21 protein-coding genes are annotated in these 24,378 nt (G+C 33.8%); 10 read left to right on the top strand and 11 right to left on the bottom strand.

Annotated features, from left to right (window positions below):
* Nucleotides 1-116 precede the first annotated feature (116 nt).
* Both AC1EUY_RS02100 and AC1EUY_RS02095 read right to left on the bottom strand, forming a co-directional pair.
* A complete protein-coding gene (locus tag AC1EUY_RS02100) occupies nucleotides 117-746 on the bottom strand; it encodes a 7-carboxy-7-deazaguanine synthase QueE (RefSeq protein WP_480193845.1) in 630 nt (209 codons plus the stop codon).
* Nucleotides 746-1,237 (bottom strand): RidA family protein, encoded by a 492-nt coding sequence (locus AC1EUY_RS02095; protein WP_480193844.1) that lies wholly within the window; start codon nucleotides 1,235-1,237, stop codon nucleotides 746-748. The genes AC1EUY_RS02100 and AC1EUY_RS02095 overlap by 1 nt, the downstream gene beginning before the upstream one ends.
* Before the next feature lie 122 nt (nucleotides 1,238-1,359).
* On the opposite strand from AC1EUY_RS02095, the gene AC1EUY_RS02090 reads away from it, so the two are divergent.
* The 4 genes from AC1EUY_RS02090 to AC1EUY_RS02075 are packed head-to-tail and all read left to right on the top strand — an operon-like array spanning nucleotide 1,360 to nucleotide 4,469.
* A complete protein-coding gene (locus AC1EUY_RS02090; protein ID WP_480193843.1) occupies nucleotides 1,360-2,883 on the top strand; it encodes a helicase HerA-like domain-containing protein in 1,524 nt (507 codons plus the stop codon).
* A 2-nt stretch (nucleotides 2,884-2,885) separates the two neighbouring features.
* The gene (locus tag AC1EUY_RS02085) at nucleotides 2,886-3,431 is read left to right on the top strand and encodes a hypothetical protein (RefSeq protein ID WP_480193842.1); all 546 of its coding nucleotides are present in this window, start codon (nucleotides 2,886-2,888) and stop codon (nucleotides 3,429-3,431) included.
* Between the two features lie 30 nt (nucleotides 3,432-3,461).
* On the top strand, nucleotides 3,462-3,959 hold the full coding sequence (locus tag AC1EUY_RS02080; protein WP_480193841.1) for a YkgJ family cysteine cluster protein: 498 nt from the start codon (nucleotides 3,462-3,464) through the stop codon (nucleotides 3,957-3,959).
* 48 nt (nucleotides 3,960-4,007) lie between these two features.
* Nucleotides 4,008-4,469 carry a DUF6174 domain-containing protein gene (locus AC1EUY_RS02075; RefSeq protein ID WP_480193840.1) on the top strand — a complete coding sequence of 154 codons (462 nt, stop codon included), beginning with the start codon at nucleotides 4,008-4,010 and terminating at the stop codon, nucleotides 4,467-4,469.
* On the opposite strand, the gene AC1EUY_RS02070 is transcribed toward AC1EUY_RS02075, so the two are convergent.
* Nucleotides 4,470-5,753, bottom strand: a complete 1,284-nt coding sequence (locus AC1EUY_RS02070; protein WP_480193839.1) for an exo-beta-N-acetylmuramidase NamZ family protein — start codon at nucleotides 5,751-5,753, stop codon at nucleotides 4,470-4,472.
* 5 nt (nucleotides 5,754-5,758) lie between these two features.
* On the opposite strand from AC1EUY_RS02070, the gene AC1EUY_RS02065 reads away from it, so the two are divergent.
* Both AC1EUY_RS02065 and lpdA read left to right on the top strand, forming a co-directional pair.
* The gene (locus AC1EUY_RS02065; RefSeq protein ID WP_480193838.1) at nucleotides 5,759-6,994 is read left to right on the top strand and encodes an ABC transporter permease; all 1,236 of its coding nucleotides are present in this window, start codon (nucleotides 5,759-5,761) and stop codon (nucleotides 6,992-6,994) included.
* A 48-nt stretch (nucleotides 6,995-7,042) separates the two neighbouring features.
* Nucleotides 7,043-8,416: a dihydrolipoyl dehydrogenase gene (gene lpdA, locus AC1EUY_RS02060; protein WP_480193837.1), complete on the top strand. Its 1,374-nt coding sequence runs from the start codon at nucleotides 7,043-7,045 to the stop codon at nucleotides 8,414-8,416.
* Between the two features lie 279 nt (nucleotides 8,417-8,695).
* Here the strand turns inward: lpdA and AC1EUY_RS02055 are convergent, their stop codons facing one another.
* Nucleotides 8,696-9,151 carry a hypothetical protein gene (locus tag AC1EUY_RS02055; protein WP_480193836.1) on the bottom strand — a complete coding sequence of 152 codons (456 nt, stop codon included), beginning with the start codon at nucleotides 9,149-9,151 and terminating at the stop codon, nucleotides 8,696-8,698.
* Nucleotides 9,152-9,257: 106 nt separating this feature from the next.
* Nucleotides 9,258-9,938, bottom strand: a complete 681-nt coding sequence (locus AC1EUY_RS02050; protein ID WP_480193835.1) for a DUF4294 domain-containing protein — start codon at nucleotides 9,936-9,938, stop codon at nucleotides 9,258-9,260.
* A gap of 122 nt (nucleotides 9,939-10,060) precedes the next feature.
* Between AC1EUY_RS02050 and AC1EUY_RS02045 the strand changes: the two genes are divergently transcribed.
* From AC1EUY_RS02045 to AC1EUY_RS02035, 3 genes are all read left to right on the top strand, one after another.
* Complete coding sequence (locus AC1EUY_RS02045; protein ID WP_480193834.1) at nucleotides 10,061-11,149, top strand: M42 family metallopeptidase; 1,089 nt, start codon at nucleotides 10,061-10,063, stop codon at nucleotides 11,147-11,149.
* 79 nt (nucleotides 11,150-11,228) lie between these two features.
* A complete protein-coding gene (locus AC1EUY_RS02040; protein ID WP_480193833.1) occupies nucleotides 11,229-12,440 on the top strand; it encodes a multidrug effflux MFS transporter in 1,212 nt (403 codons plus the stop codon).
* A complete protein-coding gene (locus AC1EUY_RS02035) occupies nucleotides 12,433-13,335 on the top strand; it encodes a histone deacetylase family protein (RefSeq protein WP_480193832.1) in 903 nt (300 codons plus the stop codon). Before AC1EUY_RS02040 ends, AC1EUY_RS02035 begins: the two co-directional genes overlap by 8 nt.
* A gap of 1 nt (nucleotide 13,336) precedes the next feature.
* On the opposite strand, the gene AC1EUY_RS02030 is transcribed toward AC1EUY_RS02035, so the two are convergent.
* The 6 genes from AC1EUY_RS02030 to AC1EUY_RS02005 form a co-directional block, all read right to left on the bottom strand.
* Nucleotides 13,337-14,422, bottom strand: coding sequence for an amidohydrolase family protein (locus AC1EUY_RS02030; RefSeq protein WP_480193831.1), 1,086 nt, complete (start codon nucleotides 14,420-14,422; stop codon nucleotides 13,337-13,339).
* A gap of 64 nt (nucleotides 14,423-14,486) precedes the next feature.
* Entirely contained in the window at nucleotides 14,487-15,146 is a 660-nt protein-coding gene (locus AC1EUY_RS02025; RefSeq protein ID WP_480193830.1) for an HAD family hydrolase, read from the bottom strand.
* Nucleotides 15,147-15,151: 5 nt separating this feature from the next.
* A complete protein-coding gene (gene acs / locus AC1EUY_RS02020; RefSeq protein ID WP_480193829.1) occupies nucleotides 15,152-17,059 on the bottom strand; it encodes an acetate--CoA ligase in 1,908 nt (635 codons plus the stop codon).
* Nucleotides 17,060-17,386: 327 nt separating this feature from the next.
* Complete coding sequence (locus tag AC1EUY_RS02015; protein WP_480193828.1) at nucleotides 17,387-19,225, bottom strand: sodium:solute symporter family protein; 1,839 nt, start codon at nucleotides 19,223-19,225, stop codon at nucleotides 17,387-17,389.
* A 147-nt stretch (nucleotides 19,226-19,372) separates the two neighbouring features.
* Entirely contained in the window at nucleotides 19,373-20,086 is a 714-nt protein-coding gene (locus AC1EUY_RS02010; RefSeq protein ID WP_480193827.1) for a LytR/AlgR family response regulator transcription factor, read from the bottom strand.
* Nucleotides 20,086-20,892, bottom strand: coding sequence for a sensor histidine kinase (locus AC1EUY_RS02005; RefSeq protein WP_480193826.1), 807 nt, complete (start codon nucleotides 20,890-20,892; stop codon nucleotides 20,086-20,088). The genes AC1EUY_RS02010 and AC1EUY_RS02005 overlap by 1 nt, the downstream gene beginning before the upstream one ends.
* A 426-nt stretch (nucleotides 20,893-21,318) precedes the next feature.
* Between AC1EUY_RS02005 and AC1EUY_RS02000 the strand changes: the two genes are divergently transcribed.
* A complete protein-coding gene (locus tag AC1EUY_RS02000) occupies nucleotides 21,319-24,366 on the top strand; it encodes a TonB-dependent receptor domain-containing protein (protein ID WP_480193825.1) in 3,048 nt (1,015 codons plus the stop codon).
* The last annotated feature ends 12 nt before the right edge of the window (nucleotides 24,367-24,378 follow it).

Raw genomic sequence — 24,378 nt, 5'->3', positions numbered from 1 at the left:
TGAAATACGAAATTTCTCAAATGTGTGCGAACTTAAAGATATGGTTCTAGTTTAATGAACTATATCCACTGATAAGCGAAGTTCGTAGAAATTTTGGTAAGAATCAAGCTAAATTACTAAGGTATATTTAAATACTTATGAGTCTGTAAAGAGATTTTCCATTTGGGGTGTTGCATTACATAATCCACTAATAGTGGTGTCATTTTCTCTTGTTTGCTCCACTCAGGCTGTAAAAATAATTCACAAGTAGCACTAACTTTTGCAGCTTCGGCTTCAGCAAAATCAAAATCACTCTTATTATGAATAATCATTTTCAATTCATGAGCCTCTTTGTAAATTTTTTCTAAAGGTAATTTTGTTTTTTTAGGTGATAAACAAATCCAATCCCAAGTTCCCGATAGTTCGTACGCACCCGAAGTTTCGATATGTGTTTTACAATTTTTTTCTTGAAGCCTGTTCGTAAGATAACTCATATCCCACATAAGTGGTTCACCGCCCGTGATAACAACAGTATCAGAATATTTTTTAGCATTTGCTACAATAGTATCTGCATGTGTTGGCGGGTGTAAATCGGCATTCCAACTTTCTTTGACATCACACCAATGGCAACCTACATCACAACCACCAATTCTAATAAAATAAGCAGCGGTACCTGTGTGGTATCCTTCTCCTTGAATGGTGTAGAATTCTTCCATCAACGGAAGCATTTCTCCTTTGTGTACTAATTCCTTTGTTTTTATATCCATTATTTAACTGCAGCAATCACATCGATCTCTATTTTAGCATCGATGACCAAATCGGCGACAAAGGTAGTTCTTGCGGGTTTATTTTTAGGGAAATATTCGCGAAAAACTTCATTAAAATCTGCAAAATCATCTTTATTGGTTAAAATGACTGTACATTTTGCCACATGTTCCAAATCGGAGCCATTCGCTTCTAAAACCGCTTTAATATTTTCTAAAGCTTGGGTTGCCTCTGCTTTTATTCCGCCTTGAGCGATTTGCAAAGAATCATTATTGAAGCCTACCTGTCCTGTCAAATATAGGGTATTACCAATACGAACTGCTTCAGAAAAAGGAGCACTTTTTCTACGTTCAATTTTTGATTCAATAAATTCAATAGTAGATGCTTCAGTCGAAATTATTTCTTCAATTTCTTTTTCTTCATTTTGTGTAGTATTACAAGCTAAAAAAATCAATAAAGCGATTGTAATTAGTAAGAAAGTTGTTTTTTTCATAAGTATAAAGTTAAGTGCAACGAAGATACAAAATACGCGTATTTTAAATATGAAGGTTTATTTTTTGATTTGGCATTATAAATCTTATTTTTATAGCTAAATTTAAATCAACTGAATACAGAATGAGTCAAAAGGAAAAATTCTTTAACTATATAAACGAAGGTTATAAGACAAAAGGAGATTTTATCACGTTAGGAGGTGCCATGCTAGGTGAAGAAACTGTCACAGAAGCCTTTGTAAAAATACCTTTAAAAACCTTAAATCGTCATGGTTTAATTGCAGGAGCCACGGGTACAGGTAAGACAAAAACCTTACAGGTATTAGCTGAGAATTTATCTGATAAAGGAATTCCGGTATTGTTAATGGATGTAAAAGGTGATTTAAGCGGATTGGCGCAACCAAGCCCTGGGCATCCTAAAATTGATGAGCGTCATGAAAAAATAGGATTGCCATTTGAGGCAAAACCATTTCCTGTTGAAATATTAACGATTTCTGAACAAGACGGTACGCGTATGCGAGCTACTGTTTCAGAATTTGGTCCGGTTTTATTATCTAGAATTCTAGATTTAACGGAAACACAAAGTGGTATTGTAGCAATTTTGTTTAAGTATTGTGATGATAAGAAATTACCCTTACTTGATTTAAAAGATTTTAAGAAAGTACTTCAGTTTGCTACCCAAGAAGGTAAGAAAGATATAGAAGAAGAATACGGTAGAATCTCTACAGCTTCAACAGGGGCGATCTTACGTAAGATTGTAGAAATAGAACAGCAAGGAGGTGATCTCTTTTTTGGGGAACGCTCTTTTGAAGTAAATGACCTTGTCCGTGTTGACGATAATGATAGAGGTGTAATATCGGTATTACGTTTAACCGATATTCAAGATAAACCAAAATTGTTCTCAACATTCATGTTGCAGCTTCTCGCAGAAATATATAGTACATTTCCTGAACAAGGAGATTCTGGGAAGCCAGAATTGGTGCTATTTATAGATGAAGCACATTTAGTATTTGACGAAGCTTCAAAAGCGCTATTAAGTCAAATTGAGAGTATTGTAAAATTAATTCGCTCAAAAGGTGTTGGCGTTTTCTTTGTAACGCAGAACCCTAAAGATGTACCAGAAGATGTACTAGCTCAATTAGGTTTAAAAATTCAGCATGCGTTACGTGCTTTTACGGCAAAAGATAGAAAGGCCATTAAATTAACAGCAGAGAACTATCCTGATTCTGAATATTATGAAACCAAAGAGGTATTAACGAGTTTGGGAATAGGAGAAGCTTTGGTATCTGCACTCAATGAAAAAGGGATACCTACACCATTGGCCAGAACAATGCTGAGGGCTCCTATGAGTAGAATGGATGTGCTATCATCATCAGAATTAACAGATCAGATCGCAAAATCTGATATTGCCAAAAAATATAATGAAGAAATAGATCGTGAGAGTGCCTATGAAATGTTGAATGGTAAGATCGATGAGATTGCAAGGCAAGAAGAAAAAGAACGTAAGGCAGCCGAGAAAGAAAAGGAGCGCAGAAGAGAATCATCAAGAACAAGGCGAAGTACACGTATGAATCCCGTTTTAAAAGTGGTAACAAGTGCAACGTTCATAAGAGGTGTGTTAGGTGTTTTAAAGAAGGTAATAAGATAAATATGAGACAAATTTTAGGTATTTTAATGATATGTTTTCTTTTTGTACAATGTAAAAAAGAAAATAATTTTACGATTGATAAAGGTCAATTAGGTAAGATTACAGATAAGACACAAACTCAAGAATTAAAAGAGATCTTTGCTAAAGATTCTTTGGTAAGTAGAAAAGGAGAAGGTGAGTTCGCCGATGCGCCATTCGATGAGTATTTGGTATATGAAAAAGGAGGTAAACATTTGTTGACTTTGATCCCTAAAGAACAGCATGATTCTATTTCTGTTATAGAGAGTATTCAAATTTTTGATAGTAGATACAAAACGGCAAAAGGACTCAATTTGAATTCTACTTTTAAAGATATTATTGATAATTATACAGTTAATAAAGTTGAATCTACTTTTTCGAATGCAGTATTGTTTGTAGATGAGTTAAATGCAACAATTGCCATCAATAAAAAAGAGATTGGTCTCGAGGAGTTTAGTTTTCAAAAAGTGCGCCTAGACCAAATACCTGATAATGCGAAAATTAATTATTTTACACTTTGGTTTGATTAGATAGCATTTTCGATATCTCGAAAATAACTTATGGAAGAAGAACTTAAAAGCTTATCGAAACGTGCTGTAGAAAAGTATGTTGAAACTAAGAAGTATTTTGCTAAGCTAAAGAAGAAAAATCCCAAACGATTAGACTTTTTAATGCAAGAATTGCATGACGATGAATTTGAACGTACTAATTGCTTAAACTGCGGTAATTGTTGCAAAACTACGAGTCCTATATTTACTGATAAAGATATTACGCGTATTTCGAAGTATTTAAGAATAAAAGAACGACAGTTTGTTGATCAATATTTACAAAGAGATGAAGACGATTTTATGGTACTAAAAAGCGCCCCATGTACTTTTCTTGATATTTCAGACAATACTTGTTTTATCTATGATGTGCGACCCAAAGCCTGTGCAGAATATCCACATACCAATAGAAAGAAGTTTATTCAACTTACAGACATTACCTTAAAGAATACAGAGGTATGTCCTGCGGTTTTTACTATTGTTGAAGACTTGAAAAAGAAGTTACCACTTTAGTAAGCAACCAAAAGTTAACAACTGCATTATATAAGCAAACCGTTACTCATGAAAAAAGTTATATATCTTTTTGCTTTTCTAATGCTTTTTGTAGGCTGTAATTCTGATGATAATTTACATGATGAGTTGAATGAGAATCGTCAACTTTGGGAGTCAAAGCAAATCGTTGATTATCAATGGAAGGAGCGTTTAAGCTGTTTCTGTGATGGTCCTTTAGAGCGTGATGTTTATGTATTGAACTTACAAAAGGATAAAGTTGAGTTTGACGAAACAGGTTATGATCCTGAATTTTTAGAAGAAGTAAGAGCACGTGTTTTTGAGAATGCGCATACCGTTGAAGATGCTTTCAATTTAGTGGAAGAATTATTAAATGGTAGTGCTGATTCTTTTAAAGTTGAATACGACGCTACATATGGATACCCCAAACTCATTGGTATTGATTACCATGAAAATGCTATCGATGATGAAATTGGATATATCTACACTAATTTTGAGATTATCTCTAATTAATTAATCGTAAAGAAGATACTTCTTTCTAATGTTTTTAAATTTTTCTAAATCTCCTTGCCAGGTACTTCTAATTTCTTCAGCCGATAAACCTTGTTCGATTTGTTGTTGTAATTTAGTAGTTCCTGCATGAACAGTAAAAGTTGGCCCAAAGAATTTTTCTGATGTAGGAGTTCTCTTATAAGCATCGATCAACCATTCTAAATTCACTTCACTTAATTGTTCCTGTTGCCTAAGATCAACACCGTTGCATAACTTGCCTTTATGTTTTGGGTATTTAGCACCAAAATTGGCTTGTGGGGTATAGCTAAAATCAGTTTTAGCAAAAAATGGAGCACCATAGATTTGAAACTGCATTTCTGTACCACGCCCTGCATTAATGGTTGTACCCTCAAAAAAACCAAGACTTGGGTATAAGTTGATCGCTTTGTCATTAGGTAGATTTGGTGAAGGTCGTATGGGTAAACTATACTCAGTTTGATGCGTGTAATTTCGTAACGGAATTACGGTTACATCACATTTAATTCCATTAGCCAACCAACCTTCTTCATTGATCATATTGGCATATTCACCAATAGTCATTCCATATACTAATGGAATAGGATTCAATCCTAAGAAACTTCTGTGCTCTAGCTCTAAAATAGGCCCATCTATATAATGTCCATTAGGGTTGGGTCTATCTAAGACGATGACTGGTATTTTTGCTTCAGCACAAGATTCCATGACATACTGTAATGTTGCGATATAAGTGTAAAAACGCACGCCGACATCCTGAATATCAAAAACTACAAGATCAAGATCTTTAAGTTGTTCTTGTGAAGGTTTTTTACTTTTTCCATGTAATGAGATAATAGACAGTCCTGTTTTACTGTCTTTACCGTCTTCTACATGTTCGCCAGCGTCTGCTTTGCCACGAAAACCATGTTCGGGAGCAAATACTTTTTGAATTTTAATATTTCGGGCTAATAAACTGTCCACAATATGAACGTGCGCTATTCTACTGAATTTTGTAGCATCTAAAATTTCATTTGTATGCGTATCAACACCGTCATTTATTTTTTTAAATATAACTGAAGTTTGATTAGCAACAACTCCAATATTTTTATTTCTTAAAAGTGATAGGTATTTTTCGGTGTTATTTGCACCAACAATAACTTCTTTTTTTAAGGGTTTATTTGGTACAGATTTTGAAGTGCCTTCTTTGATTTGAGACTTGCACGAAATCATCCCCGAAAGGCAAATTAAAACCAAAAAGAAATATGTACTTTTGATCGATATTTTAATCATCTACATTGAATTACGAGTTATTTATAGCCAAACGTATTATAGCTGGGAAACACTATAAAAGTAGTATTTCGTCACCAATAATAAAAATAGCCATTGCAGCCATTGCATTGGGTATGATTATTATGATGATTGCCATTGCAGCAAGTTTGGGTTTGAAACATAAGATAAAAGAAAAGATATCTGGATTTAATGGGCATGTACAACTCACAAATTATGAAGACAATAATTCGCAGATTACGATAAATCCTATTTCTATAGAACAATCATTTTATCCTGATTTCAATGCTGTCGATGGTGTAAAAAATGTACAAACCTATGCAACAAAAGGAGGCATTATTCGAACCGAAACAGATTTTGAAGGGATCATTTTAAAAGGGGTTTCGAAAGATTATGACTGGTCTTTTTTTAAAGATTATTTAATTGAAGGTGAGTTAGTTACTTTGTGTAATGAAATGTCTAATGACGTGCTTATTTCAAAAATTACGGCCGATAGATTAGGTTTTAAAGTAGGCGATACGTTTAACACTTTTTTTGTTAAGGACGATCCTAAAAAAGCACCGAATGCTCGTAAGTTTACTATTGTAGGTATTTATAGTTCAGGATTTCAGGAGTTTGATGAAAATTATGTACTTGGAGATATTAAGCAAATTCAACGCTTAAACAAATGGGAACAAGATCAGGTGGGTGGATTTGAAGTATTGCTTTCTAATTTTGATGAAATTAAAACAAAAGGAAGAGAGATCTATGCAAATGTTCCATCAACGATGAATGCGCAAACGATCAACGAAAAATTCCCGACAATTTTTGAATGGATGAGCCTTTTTGATGTAAATACTTATGTAATATTGGGTATTATGATCTTAATAGCGGGGATCAATATGATCACTGCTTTATTAGTACTTATTCTAGAACGCACACAAATGATTGGTATTTTAAAAGCCTTGGGAAATGATAATTGGAGTATTCGAAAAATATTTTTGTACAATGCCACGTATTTAATAGCTGTTGGTTTGTTTTGGGGTAATGTAATTGGTATAGGTATTTTATTAATTCAAAAGTACTTTGGTGTGGTGAAATTAAATCCTGAAACTTATTATGTAAATCAGGCACCCGTATATTTAGATTTCGGATATATTATATTACTCAATATTAGCACGTTGGTTTTATGCCTGTTGATGCTTTTAATCCCGTCGTATATTGTTAGTAAAATAAGTCCGGTTAAAGCCATAAAATTTGATTAAATTTGCTTTCCGAAAAATGATTCTAAAATCCACAAAAAAAAATATACAATGAAATACGATATTATAGTTTTAGGAAGTGGTCCAGGTGGCTATGTAGCTGCCATTAGAGCGGCGCAATTAGGTTTTAAAACTGCTATTGTAGAAAAAGAAAGCTTAGGAGGTATATGTTTAAACTGGGGTTGTATTCCTACCAAAGCATTGTTAAAATCTGCACAAGTTTTTGAATATTTAAAACATGCCGAAGATTATGGACTTTCTGTAAAAGATGCTTATAAAGATTTTGACGCGGTTGTAAAACGCAGTCGTGGTGTAGCCGATGGCATGAGCAAAGGTGTTCAGTTCTTACTAAAGAAAAACAAGATTGATGTAATTGAAGGTTTTGGTAAGCTAAAACCAGGAAAAAAGATTGATGTAGAAGGCAAAGAATATAGTGCTGACCATATAATTATTGCAACAGGAGCGCGGTCGCGTGAATTGCCAAGTTTACCTCAAGATGGTAAAAAAGTAATTGGTTATAGAGAAGCGATGGTATTACCCAAGCAGCCTAAAAAGATGATTGTTGTGGGTTCTGGGGCTATTGGTGTTGAGTTTGCCTATTTTTATAACTCAATGGGTACAGAAGTAACTATAGTCGAGTTTATGCCTAGTGTGGTTCCAGTAGAAGATGCTGAGGTGTCAAAACAGCTTGAGCGTAGCTTTAAAAAGAATGGAATTAAGATCATGACTTCTGCTGAAGTTACTTCAGTAGATACTTCAGGAGATGGTGTGAAGGCTACAGTGAAAACTAAAAAAGGTGAGGAAGTATTAGAAGCTGATATTGTATTGTCTGCTGTGGGTATAAAATCAAATATTGAAAATATTGGTTTAGAAGATGTAGGTATTGTAGTAGATAGAGACAAGATTTTGGTAAATGATTACTACCAAACCAACATACCAGGTTATTATGCTATTGGTGATGTAACACCAGGTCAAGCATTAGCGCATGTTGCTTCTGCTGAAGGAATTTTATGCGTAGAAAAGATTAAAGGAATGCCTGTAGAAGCGTTAGATTATGGCAATGTACCAGGTTGTACCTATTGTACACCCGAAATTGCCTCTGTAGGATTAACTGAAAAGCAAGCCAAGGATGAAGGATACGATATTAAAGTAGGAAAGTTTCCATTTTCGGCGTCTGGTAAAGCCAGTGCGGGCGGAAACAAAGAGGGTTTTGTAAAAGTGATATTTGATGCTAAGTATGGTGAATGGTTAGGTTGCCATATGATTGGTGCTGGTGTAACAGATATGATAGCTGAAGCTGTACTAGGTAGAAAACTAGAAACAACAGGTCACGAAGTTTTAAAAGCTGTGCATCCACACCCAACAATGAGTGAAGCAGTGATGGAAGCTGTTGCAGATGCGTATGATGAGGTAATACATTTGTAAAAGTCATTGTGAGGAGGTCTCATTGGAGAACGTGGCAATCACGTCATCCTGAACTTGTTTCAAGATCTCATAGAAAAAGACTTTAGACAAAAGAAAAACAATTAAAAAGCCAGGATTTTTACTTTTGACACTATTCCATAAAGTGTGTAAACTTATATCGAGGGTTGCAACCCTCGATATTTTTTTTGATTAATTTTAAACTTTACACACTTGGTGAGGTACTACCTTCTTTTAAGAAATTTCCCAATTATGGTACAAAATCCCGCTTTTTACTGATTCTTATTTTTCTTCTTTTCGAGCTTTTCTACCTTTTTTACCATACTTCCCTCTTTTACCTCTCATTTTGTGAGCTTTTCGCTTAGTCATCTTTTCCCATTTCTCGAATTGCTCAGTAGATAAAATACTTTTCATTTCTTCTTTATGGGCTATTGCTTTTTCTAAACGTGCAGCTCTCTTTTTATATTGCTCTTCGCTTGATGGCTTTTTACCTTCTTCTTTCATGGCTTTACGTTCGGCCATTTTTTGTTTACGCTCTATAGCATTCTGCTTATTGATCTCATAAATTTGCTCTTGTTGTTTTTTAGAGAGATCAAGACTTAATGTCATTTTTTTTGTTTTAAGATCAGCGATTTGTTCTGGGGTAAAATTTGGTTTTTCACGCTTTTGATCACCACGCTGTGCGAAAACACCAATGGTTAATAAGGCGATTAGTACTGTGCTTATTACTTTCTTCATCTTTTAAATTTTATGATTATTAATTAATTTACGATGTTAAGACTTGATTTGAATAAGAAGGTTTAAAAGCAAAAAACACTTTAACAAAGCTTTAACAAGAAGAAAATTAACGGTTATTGATTACCTCGACAAAATTGATGTTTTTAAATTTATTGGCGGCTTTAAAATAATCGAATTTTAAGCGAGGTTTTTGTTCCTCTAGACTCCCATTCGTAAATGAACGTTGTAAAATGTCTTCAACTAAAAAATCGATAGCTTCTTCTTCGGGTTGGTATTCTTTTTTTAGGGAGAGTTTAAAAAGATTGGCAGTAGAATTATACCAAAAGGCTTTCCAACCGCTACGATATTCTTTTACAAGATCAAATGCAGTAAGACCAGTTTGTCGATGTAATAATTTGATGAGAATTTTACCTTCTGTACGCGTCATTTTTTTGAGTTCTTCAGTAAATTCTTCTTCCATATACTTCTGCATCTTTTTCGTATGTCTTTTACGCTTTCTTTTCGAACGAATCTTTTTTAATTGATCATTTAATTGAATAAGTCGGTCTGCAGCTAGTTTTGCATAAGGATAGGCTTTATGCACTTTTTTCCAATACCAATAATAATAACGACGTTCTTTTGTGTTTTTGAAGTTGAGTTTATTTAAAACGGTAACTTCATCTAACGAAATAATAATAGAATCACCTTCAACAATAATTACATTATTAACAAGAGAATCTAACTTGATCTCTTGCGATGAAATAAAAATGCTCGTTAAAAGAACTATAATTATTAAAATACGTTTCATTTTCCTCTTTTATGTGGTATTTTCAAATACTATTCCAAAAGTAAAACATTCAGAACATACCTATGAAAGATTAACGTTTATTTAGGCATAAATTGTTAATTTCGTTAAAAATTAATTTCAATATGGCCAAAAAGAGCATACTTACTAAAAAATCACTTGATTTTCTTGAGAAATATTTAAACAACGCTTCACCTACAGGATACGAATGGGATGGGCAAAAAATATGGATGGATTATTTAAAACCTTATGTAGATGAGTTTGTTACTGATACATATGGTACGGCGGTAGGAGTCATTAATCCGAAAGCAAAGTATAAAGTTGTTATAGAAGGACATGCTGATGAAATTTCGTGGTACGTAAATTATATTTCAGATAATGGTCTCATTTATGTGATTAGAAATGGAGGTTCTGATCACCAAATAGCACCGAGTAAAGTTGTAAATATACATACTAAGAAAGGTATTGTAAAAGGTATTTTTGGCTGGCCAGCTATTCATACCAGAAGTAGAGCTAAAGAAGAACCACCCAAACCCGATAATATTTTTATCGATGTAGGATGCGCTAATAAAGAAGAAGTCGAAAAATTAGGTGTACATGTAGGCTGTGTAATTACCTATCCTGATGAATTTCATATTCTTAACGGAGATAAATTTGTATGTCGCGCTTTAGACAATCGTATGGGTGGTTTTATGATTGCTGAAGTAGCACGATTATTAAAAGAAAATAAAAAGAAATTACCTTTTGGTTTATATATCGTGAATGCGGTTCAAGAAGAAATAGGACTAAGAGGTGCGCAAATGATCGCAGAACGCATTCAGCCAGATGCCGCTATTGTTACCGACGTAACACACGATACCACAACACCCATGATTGATAAAAAGAAGCAAGGGCATTGTGAGATTGGTAAAGGGCCAGTGGTTGCGTATGCACCTGCAGTTCAACAGAAGCTTCGCGATATTATTACCGAGACTGCTGAAGCGAAAAAGATTCCGTTTCAGAGATCAGCATTATCAAGAGCTACGGGTACCGATACAGATGCTTTTGCCTATAGTAACAGTGGTGTTGCCTCTGCTTTAATTTCATTACCATTGCGCTATATGCATACTACGGTTGAAACTGTGCATAGAGAAGATGTAGAAAATGTTATCAAGTTAATTTATGAATCATTACTCAGAATAAAGAATGGAGAAACCTTTAGTTATTTTGACTAAAAGATTTTTTTAAAAATATAAGCTGTCTTTTTCGGGCAGCTTTTTTTATTGCTCTTTGCAAATGAATTACATTTGCACAATGCAAGACCAACAATCGAAGCCTGAACTAGAATTTGTAATTTTAATGGCTTCATTAATGTCTATAGTGGCATTGTCTATTGACGCTCTCTTACCTGCCTTACCTAAAATTGGAGCCTATCTAAGCGTGGTCAACACCAATGATAATCAGTTATTGATTACCATGATCTTTTTAGGTCTTGGTTTTGGACAACTTATTTTTGGTCCGCTATCCGATAGTTTTGGTAGAAAACCTATAGTATTTGCAGGTTTTATATTATTCATTATTGCAAGTATTATCTGCGTGACCACTAAGAATTTTGAGATGATGATTTTCGGAAGAGTGCTTCAAGGAATTGGATTATCATCCCCAAGAACTATGGCAATAACGATTATACGAGATAAATACAGTGGCGATTATATGGCAAAGATTGTTTCAATAGTAGTCATGGTTTTTATTTTAGTACCTGTTATTGCACCAGCTTTAGGACAGTTTTTACTAAACTTTTACCATTGGAAAGCCATTTTTTATATCAACTTGATTTTTGGACTTCTGGTAATGCTCTGGTTTTGGAAACGCCAATCGGAAACATTGAAACCTAAAAATAAAATACCCTTTTCATATAATTTATTTATTAACGGAACCAAAGAGTTTTTAAAATATAAAGAAGCTGTTGCCTTTACCTTTGTATCTGGATTTATCACAGGTTCTTTTATGGTGTATTTAAGTACTTCACAGCAAATATTTGAGCAACAATATAACTTGGCTGAACTGTTTCCGTATATTTTTGCCAGCTTAGCCATCTCGGTAGGTTTGGCTACTTTTTTAAATAGTAGATTAGTGATACGATTTGGTATGTGGCGTATTGCTTACACAGCAGTAATTGCCTATACACTTATTTCATTATTGTATATCGTTTTATTTAGTTCGGGAGAAAACCCTTCGGTTACTGTTTTGATTGCTTTTTGTGCAATTCAGTTTTTTGCGATTGGTTTCCTTTTCGGAAACCTTCGGGCACTCGCTATGCAGCCATTAGGCCATATTGCGGGTATCGGTGCGGCAATTAATGGATTTATATCTACAGTAATGGCGGTACCTATTGCGAATTATATTGGTAGTTATGTTAACGATTCTGTATTACCATTATTTATTGGTTTTTCAATTTTCGGATTTTTATCTTTACTCATATTTTTATACGTAAAACGAAAGAAACTACATGTAGTGAATGCTTAAGGTTGCACTTCATCCTATTTATCATCACCCGCTGCCTAACACGCATCGTTTTCCGATGGCTAAATATTCATTATTACCACAGCAATTATTAAGAGAAGGTACGCTAACCGAGGATAATTTTTTCATACCGCAAAAAGCATCAGAAGCTACTATTTTGTTAACACATGATGATATATATTGGCAAAAGTTGAAAACCTTATCACTTTCAAAAAGCGAAGTACGAAAAACAGGATTTCCAATGTCTCAACAATTAATAGATAGAGAGGCTACATTAGTTGGGGGTACTGTTGCTTGTGCTACACATGCTTTCGAGTATGGCTGCGCTATGAATATTGCTGGTGGAACACACCATGCCTTTTCTGATAGAGGAGAGGGGTTTTGCTTGTTAAATGACAATGCAGTTGCTGCAAATAACTTAATTCATAAAATGTTGGTAAAGAACATTTTAATAATTGATTTGGATGTACATCAAGGAAATGGAACAGCTCAAATTTTTAAAGACAATGACGCAGTATTTACGTTTTCGATGCACGGAAAAAATAATTACCCGTTTCACAAAGAAACCTCAAATCTAGATGTAGCACTCGATGAAGGTATGAAAGATCAAGAGTATTTATATTTGCTCGAAAAGTATTTGGATGAGATTCTAATAGGTTTCTCTCCAGATTTTATATTTTTTCAATCGGGTGTAGATGTTTTAGAAACGGATAGATTGGGTAAGTTAGCACTCACTATAGACGGATGTAAAAAACGTGATGAGATTGTTTTTAAAACGGCTAAAGAATTAGACATACCAACAGTTGCATCGATGGGTGGTAGCTATTCGCCAGATATCAACCACATTATCGAAGCACATGCTAATACCTATAGAACTGCGCAAAAAATATTTTTTTAAGCTAGTTTGGAAACATGGTTTTGTCTAAACCTGGTACGATACGCAATGCATTTTGATAATATACTTTTTTAAGTACTTCGTCAGATAGGTCTAACCCGTACATTGCCCAAAAAGCATGGTATTTTTTATGATAGGGGAAGTATTCATCGTCAGATTCTAAAACTCTAAAATAGGTAGGGAATTCTTCAGGTTTCCAACTATCTTTTCCAAATAAAATTCTGTCCTGATATTGGGTAAAGAATTTTTTAGCAAACCGTGGTTGTCTTCCCAATTCGGCAATAATAGCACCTATTTCCACCACCATATTGGGCATTTCATCCATAAGTTGACCAAGTTTTGTAAGGTCATTAGCAAACCAACCCATATGTGCATTGATAAAGGTGGTTTTAGAATGCTTTTTAAATACATTATGCTGTTCTTGAATAATTTGTTCCCAAGGAGCAGGGTTGTTTGCATCGCGTTTTCTTCTGGGTCTAGTTTTTAATTCTAGCCAGCGTTCATTGTCACCATCAAAAGAGTCCCAAAAAGATTTAGGGTCGGCAGCATGAATTAATACAGGAATGCTCAATTCACCACATTTTTCCCAAATAGGATCTAATCTTGGATCGTCAATGGCAATACGATTACCATTTACATCTTTATTACGTAACCCTAGACTTTTATAGATTTTTAGACCTCTAGCGCCATTCTTTACGTCTTGTTCTAGTTGTGCTGCTGCGTTTTTACCCCAATCTTTTTCGCCAACACCACCAAAATTAACATTCGCAAAAACTACAAAACGATTGGGTGCATTATTGGCAATATTTTTTACAGATTTTTGTAGATCTTTTCCCGAACGACCACTTAAATTCACCATAATAGCCATGTTTAAGGTATCCATAGCAGCCACTACGGGTGCTAGGTTTTGCTCTGGCATATTATATTGATGCCCATGTATGTCGATAAACGGGAACTTAGCTTTTTTTATGATCTTACCTGGTACAACTAAAGTAGATTTAGGATTGTATTCTTCGAATGTAAGATCCTGTGCCTGAATCACTAACATTGAAAAAAGTAACACTATGCTTAAAAGTATTTGAATTTTCATGTATTTGGTATTGAGCATTAAAGATAGGTATAGTACTAAGTACGTAATAAACTTTAATATATGTTTAACAAAGTAGCAAATTTAGTTTTTCAAAGCTTAATTCGGTAAAATCATTAATAACAAGATCTGCTCTGCTATAATCTTGATTCGTAGAATGCAGACTATTAAAAGCTACACAGTAAATACCTGCCTCTTTAGCAGCAATCACTCCATTGGTAGCATCTTCAATTACAATGCATTCTGATCTATCATAGCCACTAGCTTCAGCAGCTTTTTCAAAAATCTCGGGATGCGGTTTTGAAGCTTTTAGATCTGCACCACTGAGCTTCGCTTTGAAGTAGTTATTGAGATCAAAACGTTCGAAAATACGATTGATATTTGGCAACGATGCTGAAGAAGCTAGAATCAATATCAATCCATGATCATGATAATCTTTTATCAAATCTAAAACACCATCTATTAATTGCAAACTAGTGTCATTTTCGAATAAATACTTAAAATGCTTTCTTTTTAACTGTACTAATTCAGAAGGAGTTTGTTTTAGCTTAAATTCTGTTACCAATCGCTCACAAATAGGGTAAGTAGCTTGCCCTGTAAATGATGTAAAAAGTTCTTCAGAAACATTAATATTAACGTCATCAAACATGTTAAAATAGGCTTTACGATGTAGGGGTTCAGTGTCAACGATCACACCATCCATGTCGAATAATACTGCTTTGATCATGTTAATTACAGCGCATTATCAATTATACTTTGCACTACTTCTGGGTTTAACAAGGTGGAAGTATCACCTAAATTACTGGTTTCATTCGAAGCTATTTTACGCAGAATACGGCGCATGATTTTACCACTTCTCGTCTTGGGTAATCCAAATGTAAACTGAATTTTATCTAGTTTGGCGATAGGGCCAATTTTTTCTGAGATTAACTGATTGATTTCTTTACGTAAGTTATCATGATTTCTGCTTTCGCCAGTATCTTTTAAAATAACATAGCCATACAAAGCATTTCCTTTTATGTCATGAGGGAAGCCTACGATAGCAGATTCAGCCACAGCAGGATGTTCATTAATAGCATCTTCGATAGGCGCAGTACCCAAATTATGCCCTGAAACAATAATTACATCATCTACACGGCCTGTAATTCTGTAGTAACCTACTTCATCACGAAGGGCTCCATCACCTGTAAAGTACATATTGTCAAATGCTGAGAAATAGGTGTCTTTATAACGTTGGTGATTTCCCCAGATGGTTCTTGCCATTGAGGGCCATGGAAATTTAATACATAAACGTCCATCAACTTGATTACCCTGAATCTCGTTACCGTTTTCATCCATTAAAGCAGGTTGAATGCCGATAAAAGGCAAGGTTGCATAAGTTGGTTTTGTAGGTATAACATACGGGATTGGCGTAATCATCATACCACCGGTTTCAGTTTGCCACCACGTATCGACGATTGGGCTTTGTTTTTTACCAATATTGTCATTATACCAATTCCAAGCTTCTTCATTAATAGGTTCGCCTACGGTACCGATAACTTTAAGAGAGGAAAGATCATATTTTTCTACATGTTCTAATCCTTCCTTTGCTAAGGCTCGAATCGCTGTGGGTGCGGTATAAAACTGATTTACTTTATGTTTTTCAACGAGTTCCCAAAAGCGTCCAAAATCAGGATAGCTGGGCACACCTTCAAACATTACGGTCGTGGCTCCATTCGCTAGAGGCCCATATACAATATAGCTATGTCCAGTAATCCAGCCAATATCTGCGGTACACCAATACACATCATCTTCACGATAATTAAATACATTTTTAAAGGTATAGGCTGTATATACCATATAGCCCGCTGTGGTATGCAACATTCCTTTGGGCATTCCAGTAGAACCAGAAGTGTATAAAATGAATAAGGGATCTTCAGCGTCCATAATTTCTGGTTCACATTCCGCAGAAGCATTCTCTAGTAAAGGTTGCAACCAGTAGTCTCTACCTGCTTTCATTTGAATAGCTGATGCGATGCGCTTAGCAACCAATACGGTATTTACACAATCACAACTTTCAAGTGCTTCATCAACGATACCTTTTAGATCAATGGTTTTTGCGCCCCGAAATGAGCCATCAGATGTAATTACCATTTTTGCCTCACAGTCGTTAATTCTTGTCGCCAATGCCGCGGCAGAGAAACCTGCAAAAATAACGGAATGTATGGCACCTATGCGTGCACATGCTAATACTGATACTGCCAACTCAGGAATCATTGGTAAATAGATACAAACGCGATCACCTTTTCTTATTCCTTGTTGCTTCAAAACATTGGCAAATTTATTAACCCGTTCGTGTAATTGCGTATAGGTAATATGTTGAGTTCCTTCGTTAGGGTCATTAGGTTCAAAAAGAATCGCCGTTTTGTTACCTCTAGCGGGTAAATGTCTATCGATACAATTTTCGGTAATGTTTAATTTAGCCCCTTCAAACCATTTTACTGATGGTTTTGAAAAGTCATAACTCAAAACATTATTCCAACGCTTACGCCAAAAAAAATGTTCTTCGGCGATTTCTTCCCAGAACATTTTAGGATTCATAACCGATTTGCGATACACTTGAAAATATTCTTCTAAACGTTTTATATGGTAGTTGCTCATAATTAAATATCAAGATTGAATGTTTAAAAGTATAACTTATGGTTACATTTCGCAAAAAATACAGCTAGAAGAAATGAAATTAACTATTAACAACATTAAAGACCCTTTGAAACACATGAGAAACTATTGTTAAACATATCTAATTTTCGATTATAAGATATCTCTCATTTTAAAGAATTTTTTTGGTGTTTTTGTTATGGTGATCATTTTTAAAACAATTAAATAAAAGAGTAAGTGTATCTCGAAGTTCTTGGTGTGTTACAAGAATCATAGTAGTGATGGTTAAAACTCTTACTATATCTACTGATTCTACACGCTGTTTCATTTCTATTCGAAAATGGTAGCTTTGATTTTATTCCACATTTTGGACAGTAAAAAACCAGAAATTATGGCGACTACAGTCAAGGCAATAGCATAGTTATAATCTCCATATATCCAATAACCTGTAGCAAACATAGAACTGTAAATTAAAATCATAGCTAAAATCATAGCTAAAATTCCAGAAGGGACGCTCCAAGGCTTGGTATCTGTAACAATTTCTTGATTAGCATTTTTAGCATCAGAAATAGTCTTTTTCCATCCTGGGCCACCAGGTTGAATTTTTTTATAGAAATCAAATAGCGTTTGATCTGTTTCAGGCTTCGTCATATACGTTACAGTTAACCAAACAATGGTTGTAATTAATACTACCATTGGAAATTTAGCATAGGATGGGAGCATGCCAATAACTTCTACTCCAAGTTCATTGTTATGTGTAAATAACCAATCACCTAGGGGAGTAAATCCGAAAATAATAGATACAATTCCAGAAACAAACATAGCTGAAATTTCACTCCATGCATTGATACGCCACCAGAACCAGCGTAAAATAAAAATTAGCCCTGTACCAGCACCAAACATGATAATAAATTTAAATAATTGAAGTGCATCCTGAAGAAACAATGCTAAAAATGCACTTAACACCATTAAAATTACCGTAGATAATCTACCTACCGCTACTAAACGCTTTTCTGACGCATCTGGTTTAATCTGTTGCTTATAAAAATCATTTACTATATAAGACGAACCCCAATTTAGATGTGTTGAAATAGTGCTCATATAAGCGGCTATCAAAGATGCAAGCACCAAACCTAAAAGTCCGCTAGGTAATTTCGTAAGCATAGCAGAATAAGCCAGATCATGCCCTAGTTTATCATCTGTTACATTGGGAAAAGCTTGCTGTATACTAGCAATATCAGGAAACACAACTAATGATGCTAGAGCTACTAATATCCAAGGCCAAGGGCGTAACGCGTAATGCATAATATTAAAGAAAAAAGTTGCATTTATAGCATGATTTTCGTCTTTAGCAGCAAGCATACGTTGTGCAATATATCCACCGCCACCAGGTTCAGCTCCAGGAAACCAAGAACTCCACCATTGCACAGCAAGTGGTATGATGATTAAAGTTATTAGCATTTCTTTATTATTAAAATCTGGAAATATGTTGATTTTATCTACTACATTGGGATGCGTTATTAAATTGCTTACACCACCTACCTCTGGTAAATTAACACAAAAATAGGCAGCCCCTATAGCGCCACCCATTGCTACAAAGAACAATAAAAAGTCTGTATAAATTACACCTTTAAACCCACCGAGAGCGCTAAATGTTACTGTTATTAAACCAGCACTAATCACTGTTTGCCAAGGCTCAAGCCCTAGCATGATGCTACCTATTTTTATCGCTGCTAATGTGACACCAGACATTGCTATAATATTAAAAATTACACCTAGATATATTGATCTGAAACCTCTTAAAAATCTTGCAGGTTTACCACTATAGCGTAATTCATAAAATTCAATATCTGTAGTAACATTAGATTTTCTCCAGAGCTTAGCATATACAAAAACAGTTAGCAATGCAGTAATTAAAAATGCCCACCATTCCCAGTTGCCAGAAACACCATTTTCTCGAACTAGATTTGTTACAAAGTTTGGAGTATCAGTAGAAAATGTAGTGGCTACCATAGATACACCTAACAACCACCAAGGCATGCTTCTTCCAGAAAGAAAAAATTCAGTAGAGTTTTTTCCTGACTTTTTAGAAACGTAAATCCCTATTGATAAGGTGATTGCGAAAAATGAAAAGATAAGAATATAATCGAAAGTACTTAATGATACCATGAGATAGTTTTAAGGTTTTGTAATGTAGTAAAATTATTTAGTGTTAATAAATTATTTCTACGATCGACATTTAATTAGGGCTGAACGTCTAAAAGACATCTTATGTAATCAAATCATGCGAGTATTAGACATGCATTTTATAAAGATTTAATAGGTTTTTAGTATAATTTTTTTTGCATGATTTACATATTTTCTTCCGATAGGTATTCGTTTAGAATTAATTTCTACAGAGTTTCCTTCAATGCTAGTAATTTTATCTATTGCAATTGTATAAGATCTATGAACTCTTAAAAAATTATCTTTCGGTAGTTCTTCTGTAAGGCTTGTAAGAGATTTATGCGCTAGGTAGGACCCTGAAGTGGTGAATATTTTAACATAATCTTTTAGACTTTCTATATAAAATATATCACCATAAATAATCTTTACAAGCTTTTTGTCTACTTTAAGAAAAAAATGAGATTCTTCATTATTGAAAATTCCTTCATTTTTAAAGCCTTTTTGATTGTATATTTGTTGGGTAATTTTATTAATTGATTTTAAGAATCTATTAAAAGGTATAGGTTTTACTAAATAATCTAACACATCTAAATCATAACTTTCAACAGCATATTCTCTGTATGCAGTAGTAATAATTATGTTGGGTTTAGTTTCTAAGGTTTTTACAAATTCCAACCCGCTCATTTTTGACATATTGATATCAAGAAAAATAGCATCAATATCTTGCTCTTCAATTACTTCTATTGCTTCAATCGGATTGTTAAAAGTGGCTATTAGATTGAAATTTCGAAATTCATGTAAATAATTTTTAATTACTTCAATAGCTAAAGGTTCGTCATCTATTATGATGCAATTAATTCTCATTAAATAGGTAAGGTTAGATTTACAACATATTTATCGTCAAAGATATTCGTTTTTAAGTTAAAATTATTCTCATATAATAATTGAAGACGCCTTTTAACATTTTCTATTCCGATTCCATGCTTGGTTCTAGGGTTGATATGAGGGCTAAAATTATTTTTAACATTGAAGAGTAGTTCATTGGCTTTCTTTTCAAAATAAATATCTACGCATATATTATCGTTATTTTTAGTGCCGTGTTTAAAGCAATTTTCTATAAAAGGTAAAAAGAGTAATGGAGGCACATCTATATCTTCGATATTCCCTTTAATTTCTAAATTAGCTTTTATGACATTGCCATATCTTAGTTTTTCAAGTTCTAAATAACTATGAATGTAGTTTATTTCTTTTAATAAACGAATTGATGACCCTTTAGCATCATATAAAACATACTGCATTATTTCAGATAATTTTAGAATTACTTCAGGAGTATAGTCTGATTTTTCGATTGCTAAAGCATATAGATTATTAAGTGTGTTAAAAAAAAAATGAGGTTGAATTTGAGTTTTTAAAAAACTCAATTCTGAACGTAATTTTGCTTTTTTCAATTCATCATTTTTTCTTTTTTCAGCAATCCAATCTACAGTAAGTTTTATTGCTGACGCAAATGTTATTACATAAACTTGTCCTAAAGCAACAGCAATTATATGATTAAATGTAAATGCTTTTTGTACTCCTTCAGCTTCAGGCCAAATATTCTTTGTTACTAAAAAATAAATTAATCCTGTTCTAATTATATATAAGAAAGTTAGAGAAATTAAAAAATACACAAAAAATAATATATATTTTTTTCTAAGAATAAATTGAGGGGTGAGATAATATACTGTGAAGTAAGTTACAGCAATATTTAACGAAAATTCTACAAGATTAGATTTAAACGAATACCAATAATCATTAAAATAACTACCCCACCGTATTATGTTGAATAGAAAATAGCTAACCCAAAAAATAATATGATATTTAAAAGGGATACTATAACTAGGATTTTTAAGCATACTTAGCAAATCAAATACAAGTAAAACATGATGATAAATTCACAAATATAGATCAAAAAATGAGATGCGGTCAAAATGAACGGCTTTTCAATATTAAAATGTCATTCATGGCGAATTTGGTGTTGTTCGTATATTAAATTTCAGTAATGTTAGATTAGCTATTATTTTTAATGCTGATTTAACTAATTTAATAATTTATTTATGGAAAAAGGTAAAATACTATTATTTATAATTTTTTCTTTAATGCTGTCAATTTGTGTGACCGCCCAAGAGAAAAGTATTTCTGGTACAGTTACTTCAAAATCTGATGGAGAGCCATTACCTGGTGTTAGTATCATCATACAAGGAACTAATAAGGGTACGCAAACTGATTTTGATGGAAAATATACCATAGAAGCATCGGTTGGTGATGTTCTTAACTTTTCATTTGTTGGAATGAAAACTACCTCAATAACCGTTGGATCCTCAAATACTATCGATGTGGCATTAGAAATAGATGCTGCAGCTTTAGACGAAGTAGTTGTAACAGCTTTAGGGATTCAAAAGACTAGAAAATCATTAACCTATGCTGCACAAGATATTAATGCTGATGAACTTAGTAGGGTTAAACAAACTAATCCTGTTAATAGTTTGTCAGGTAAAGTTGCAGGAGTTGTAATCAATAGAAGTGCTTCTGGAGCTGGCGGGTCTGTAAAAGTAACTTTAAGAGGTAACAATTCATTTGGTAATAATCAACCATTATATGTGGTTGATGGTGTACCTTTATCTAATGCTTCAATTGTTGGTCAACCTGGTCCTGGTGGAACTATTGGTGGTGGTCAACCTTCAGATACTTTTGGAAGTATCTCTGGAGGTAATCAAGATGGGGGAGACGCTCTATCTTTAATAAATCCTGATGACGTTGAGTCATTAACAGTTTTAAAAGGAGCATCTGCATCTGCTCTGTATGGTAGTGCGGGTTTAAATGGTGTAATTTTAATTACAACAAAAAAAGGTAGAGCTGGTAGCTTTAGAGTAGATGTTTCTTCAAATATTACCGTTGATGATGCGGCATATTTCATTGACTTTAATGATGCCACCCAAAATAGTATTGATGATTTTTTAGATTCGGGTGTTACAAATATTAACTCTGTTTCATTATCTGGAGGTACTGAAAAAGCGCAGACGTATTTTTCTTATTCAAATAGTTTTGCAAATGGTATAATGCCAACCAACAAATTAAAGCAGCATACCATAAATTTTAGAGAGACTGCACAATTTTTTGACAACAAATTGAAAGTAAGTGGTAATATATTAGCATCTACTCAAAAAATTAATAATAGACCAGTATCAGGGCTATATTTTAATCCATTAGTTGGAATTTATGGTTTTGATTCTCCAGGTGAAAGCTTGTCTGATTATGCAAATTTTGAAGAACTTGACCTAGCCAGAAATATAATGGCACAAAGATGGTATAGAGCAACTTCAGATATTGAACAAAATCCTTATTGGATATTGAATAGAAATCCTAATGAATCAACAAATAAGAAATTATTGGCCTCATTAAGTTTAAATTTTAAGGTTAACGATTGGCTGTCGATTCAAACTAGAGGTACTTACGATCAATCATTATTGGATTTTGAGAGTAGAATTTATGCAACTACCGAAGCTACATTAGCTCCTTTAACAGGTAGATATATTCTTAATAAAACTGATATTACCCAGTTGTATGGAGACATTATAGCTACTATAAATAAAGAAATTTCCGAAGAAATTTCGTTCAATGCTAATATAGGTGGTAGTGTAACAAGAAATACAACAGAAGTATTTAATGCAGATTCTGGTACAAATGGAGGTTTACAATTTGCGAACGTTTTTTCTTTGCAGAATTTCAATGCCAATCCTTCGGTATCCTTTAATCAATCAAGTTTAAAGAATAGAACGAACTCTTTATTTGCAAGTGCTACCATTGGCTTTAATGATAAAATATTTGTTGATTTGACTGCTCGTAATGATTGGACATCAACATTGCCAGATGGTAACAACTCGTTTTTTTATCCATCTTTTGGTGTAACAGGTGTTTTAAGTGAATTATTTGATTTAGGTAACAATGTTTCATTTGCCAAATTAAGAGCTTCTTATGCCGAAGTTGGTAATGGTTTTGCTACTGATGCAATAGCTCCCAACAGACAAATATTATTTGGTAATGGTGTAAGTGCTACAGACCCTATTAGACCGTTTCCAGGTACGATACCTGAGCCAGAAAGGCAACGTTCTTTTGAAATTGGTACGGAATGGAGATTTTTAGATAATCGTTTAGGTTTTGATATAGGGTATTATAGAACGAGTACAATAAATCAATATTTTCCATTCCCAACATCTGCTGCGATTATTGGAGCAACCAGTGCTGGACTGAATTCAGGTGATATTGTGAATAGTGGTTTCGAGGGTACTGTGTTTTATATACCTGTAAGAAATGAAGATTTTAAATGGACAAGTACTCTTAATTTTGCTGCTAATGATAATGAAATAAAAAGTATTTATGATGGAACTGTTGCGGATGGATTAATTGAGCCTTCTTTCTTTGTTGTTTCTGGTAAGGGAGTAAATACTTTTGGATCCTACTTAGTTGAAGGAGGTTCTTTTGGCGATATTTATGCGCAAGTTGTTAGACGAGATGCAAATGGGACACCAATAGTAGATGGCGGGGCTCTATTACAAGACGAGGATGATCTTGTTGATGGTTTAAAAAAAGTTGGTAATGCGAATCCTGATTTTACATTAGGATGGAATAATTCATTTGAGTATAAGAACTTTACATTAGATTTCTTAATAGATGGTAAATTTGGCGGAGAAACGGTTAGTATGACTGAAGGTATTGTAGAAGGTCTAAGTAATAATTCCGCAAGAGAGACTGCTAACGGAACCATTAATGTGGTGGATTTAGGAGGAGTAGCATCTACATTAACTGCTCAAGAATTTTATGGGTTAGCTGGTGGTAGAAATGGTTTTACGGGTGAATATGTCTATAGTGCAACGAATGTAAGGTTAGCAGAAATTGCGTTAGGTTATAATTTTAATCTATCGGAAAACTCGTTTTTTAAATCTATTAGGGCTTCTTTAATAGGAAGTAATTTATTCTTTTTCTATAAAGATGCTCCACATGACCCTAATATAGCATTAAGTACAGGTAATGCATTACAAGGTGTTGATGTTTTAGGATTACCTTCAACAAGAAGCACTGGATTGAATATTAAATTAACATTTTAAAAAATACTATTG

The organism is Maritimimonas sp. 2210JD6-3, from assembly GCF_056591795.1.
This window is presented reverse-complemented; position numbering and strand designations above follow the sequence as displayed.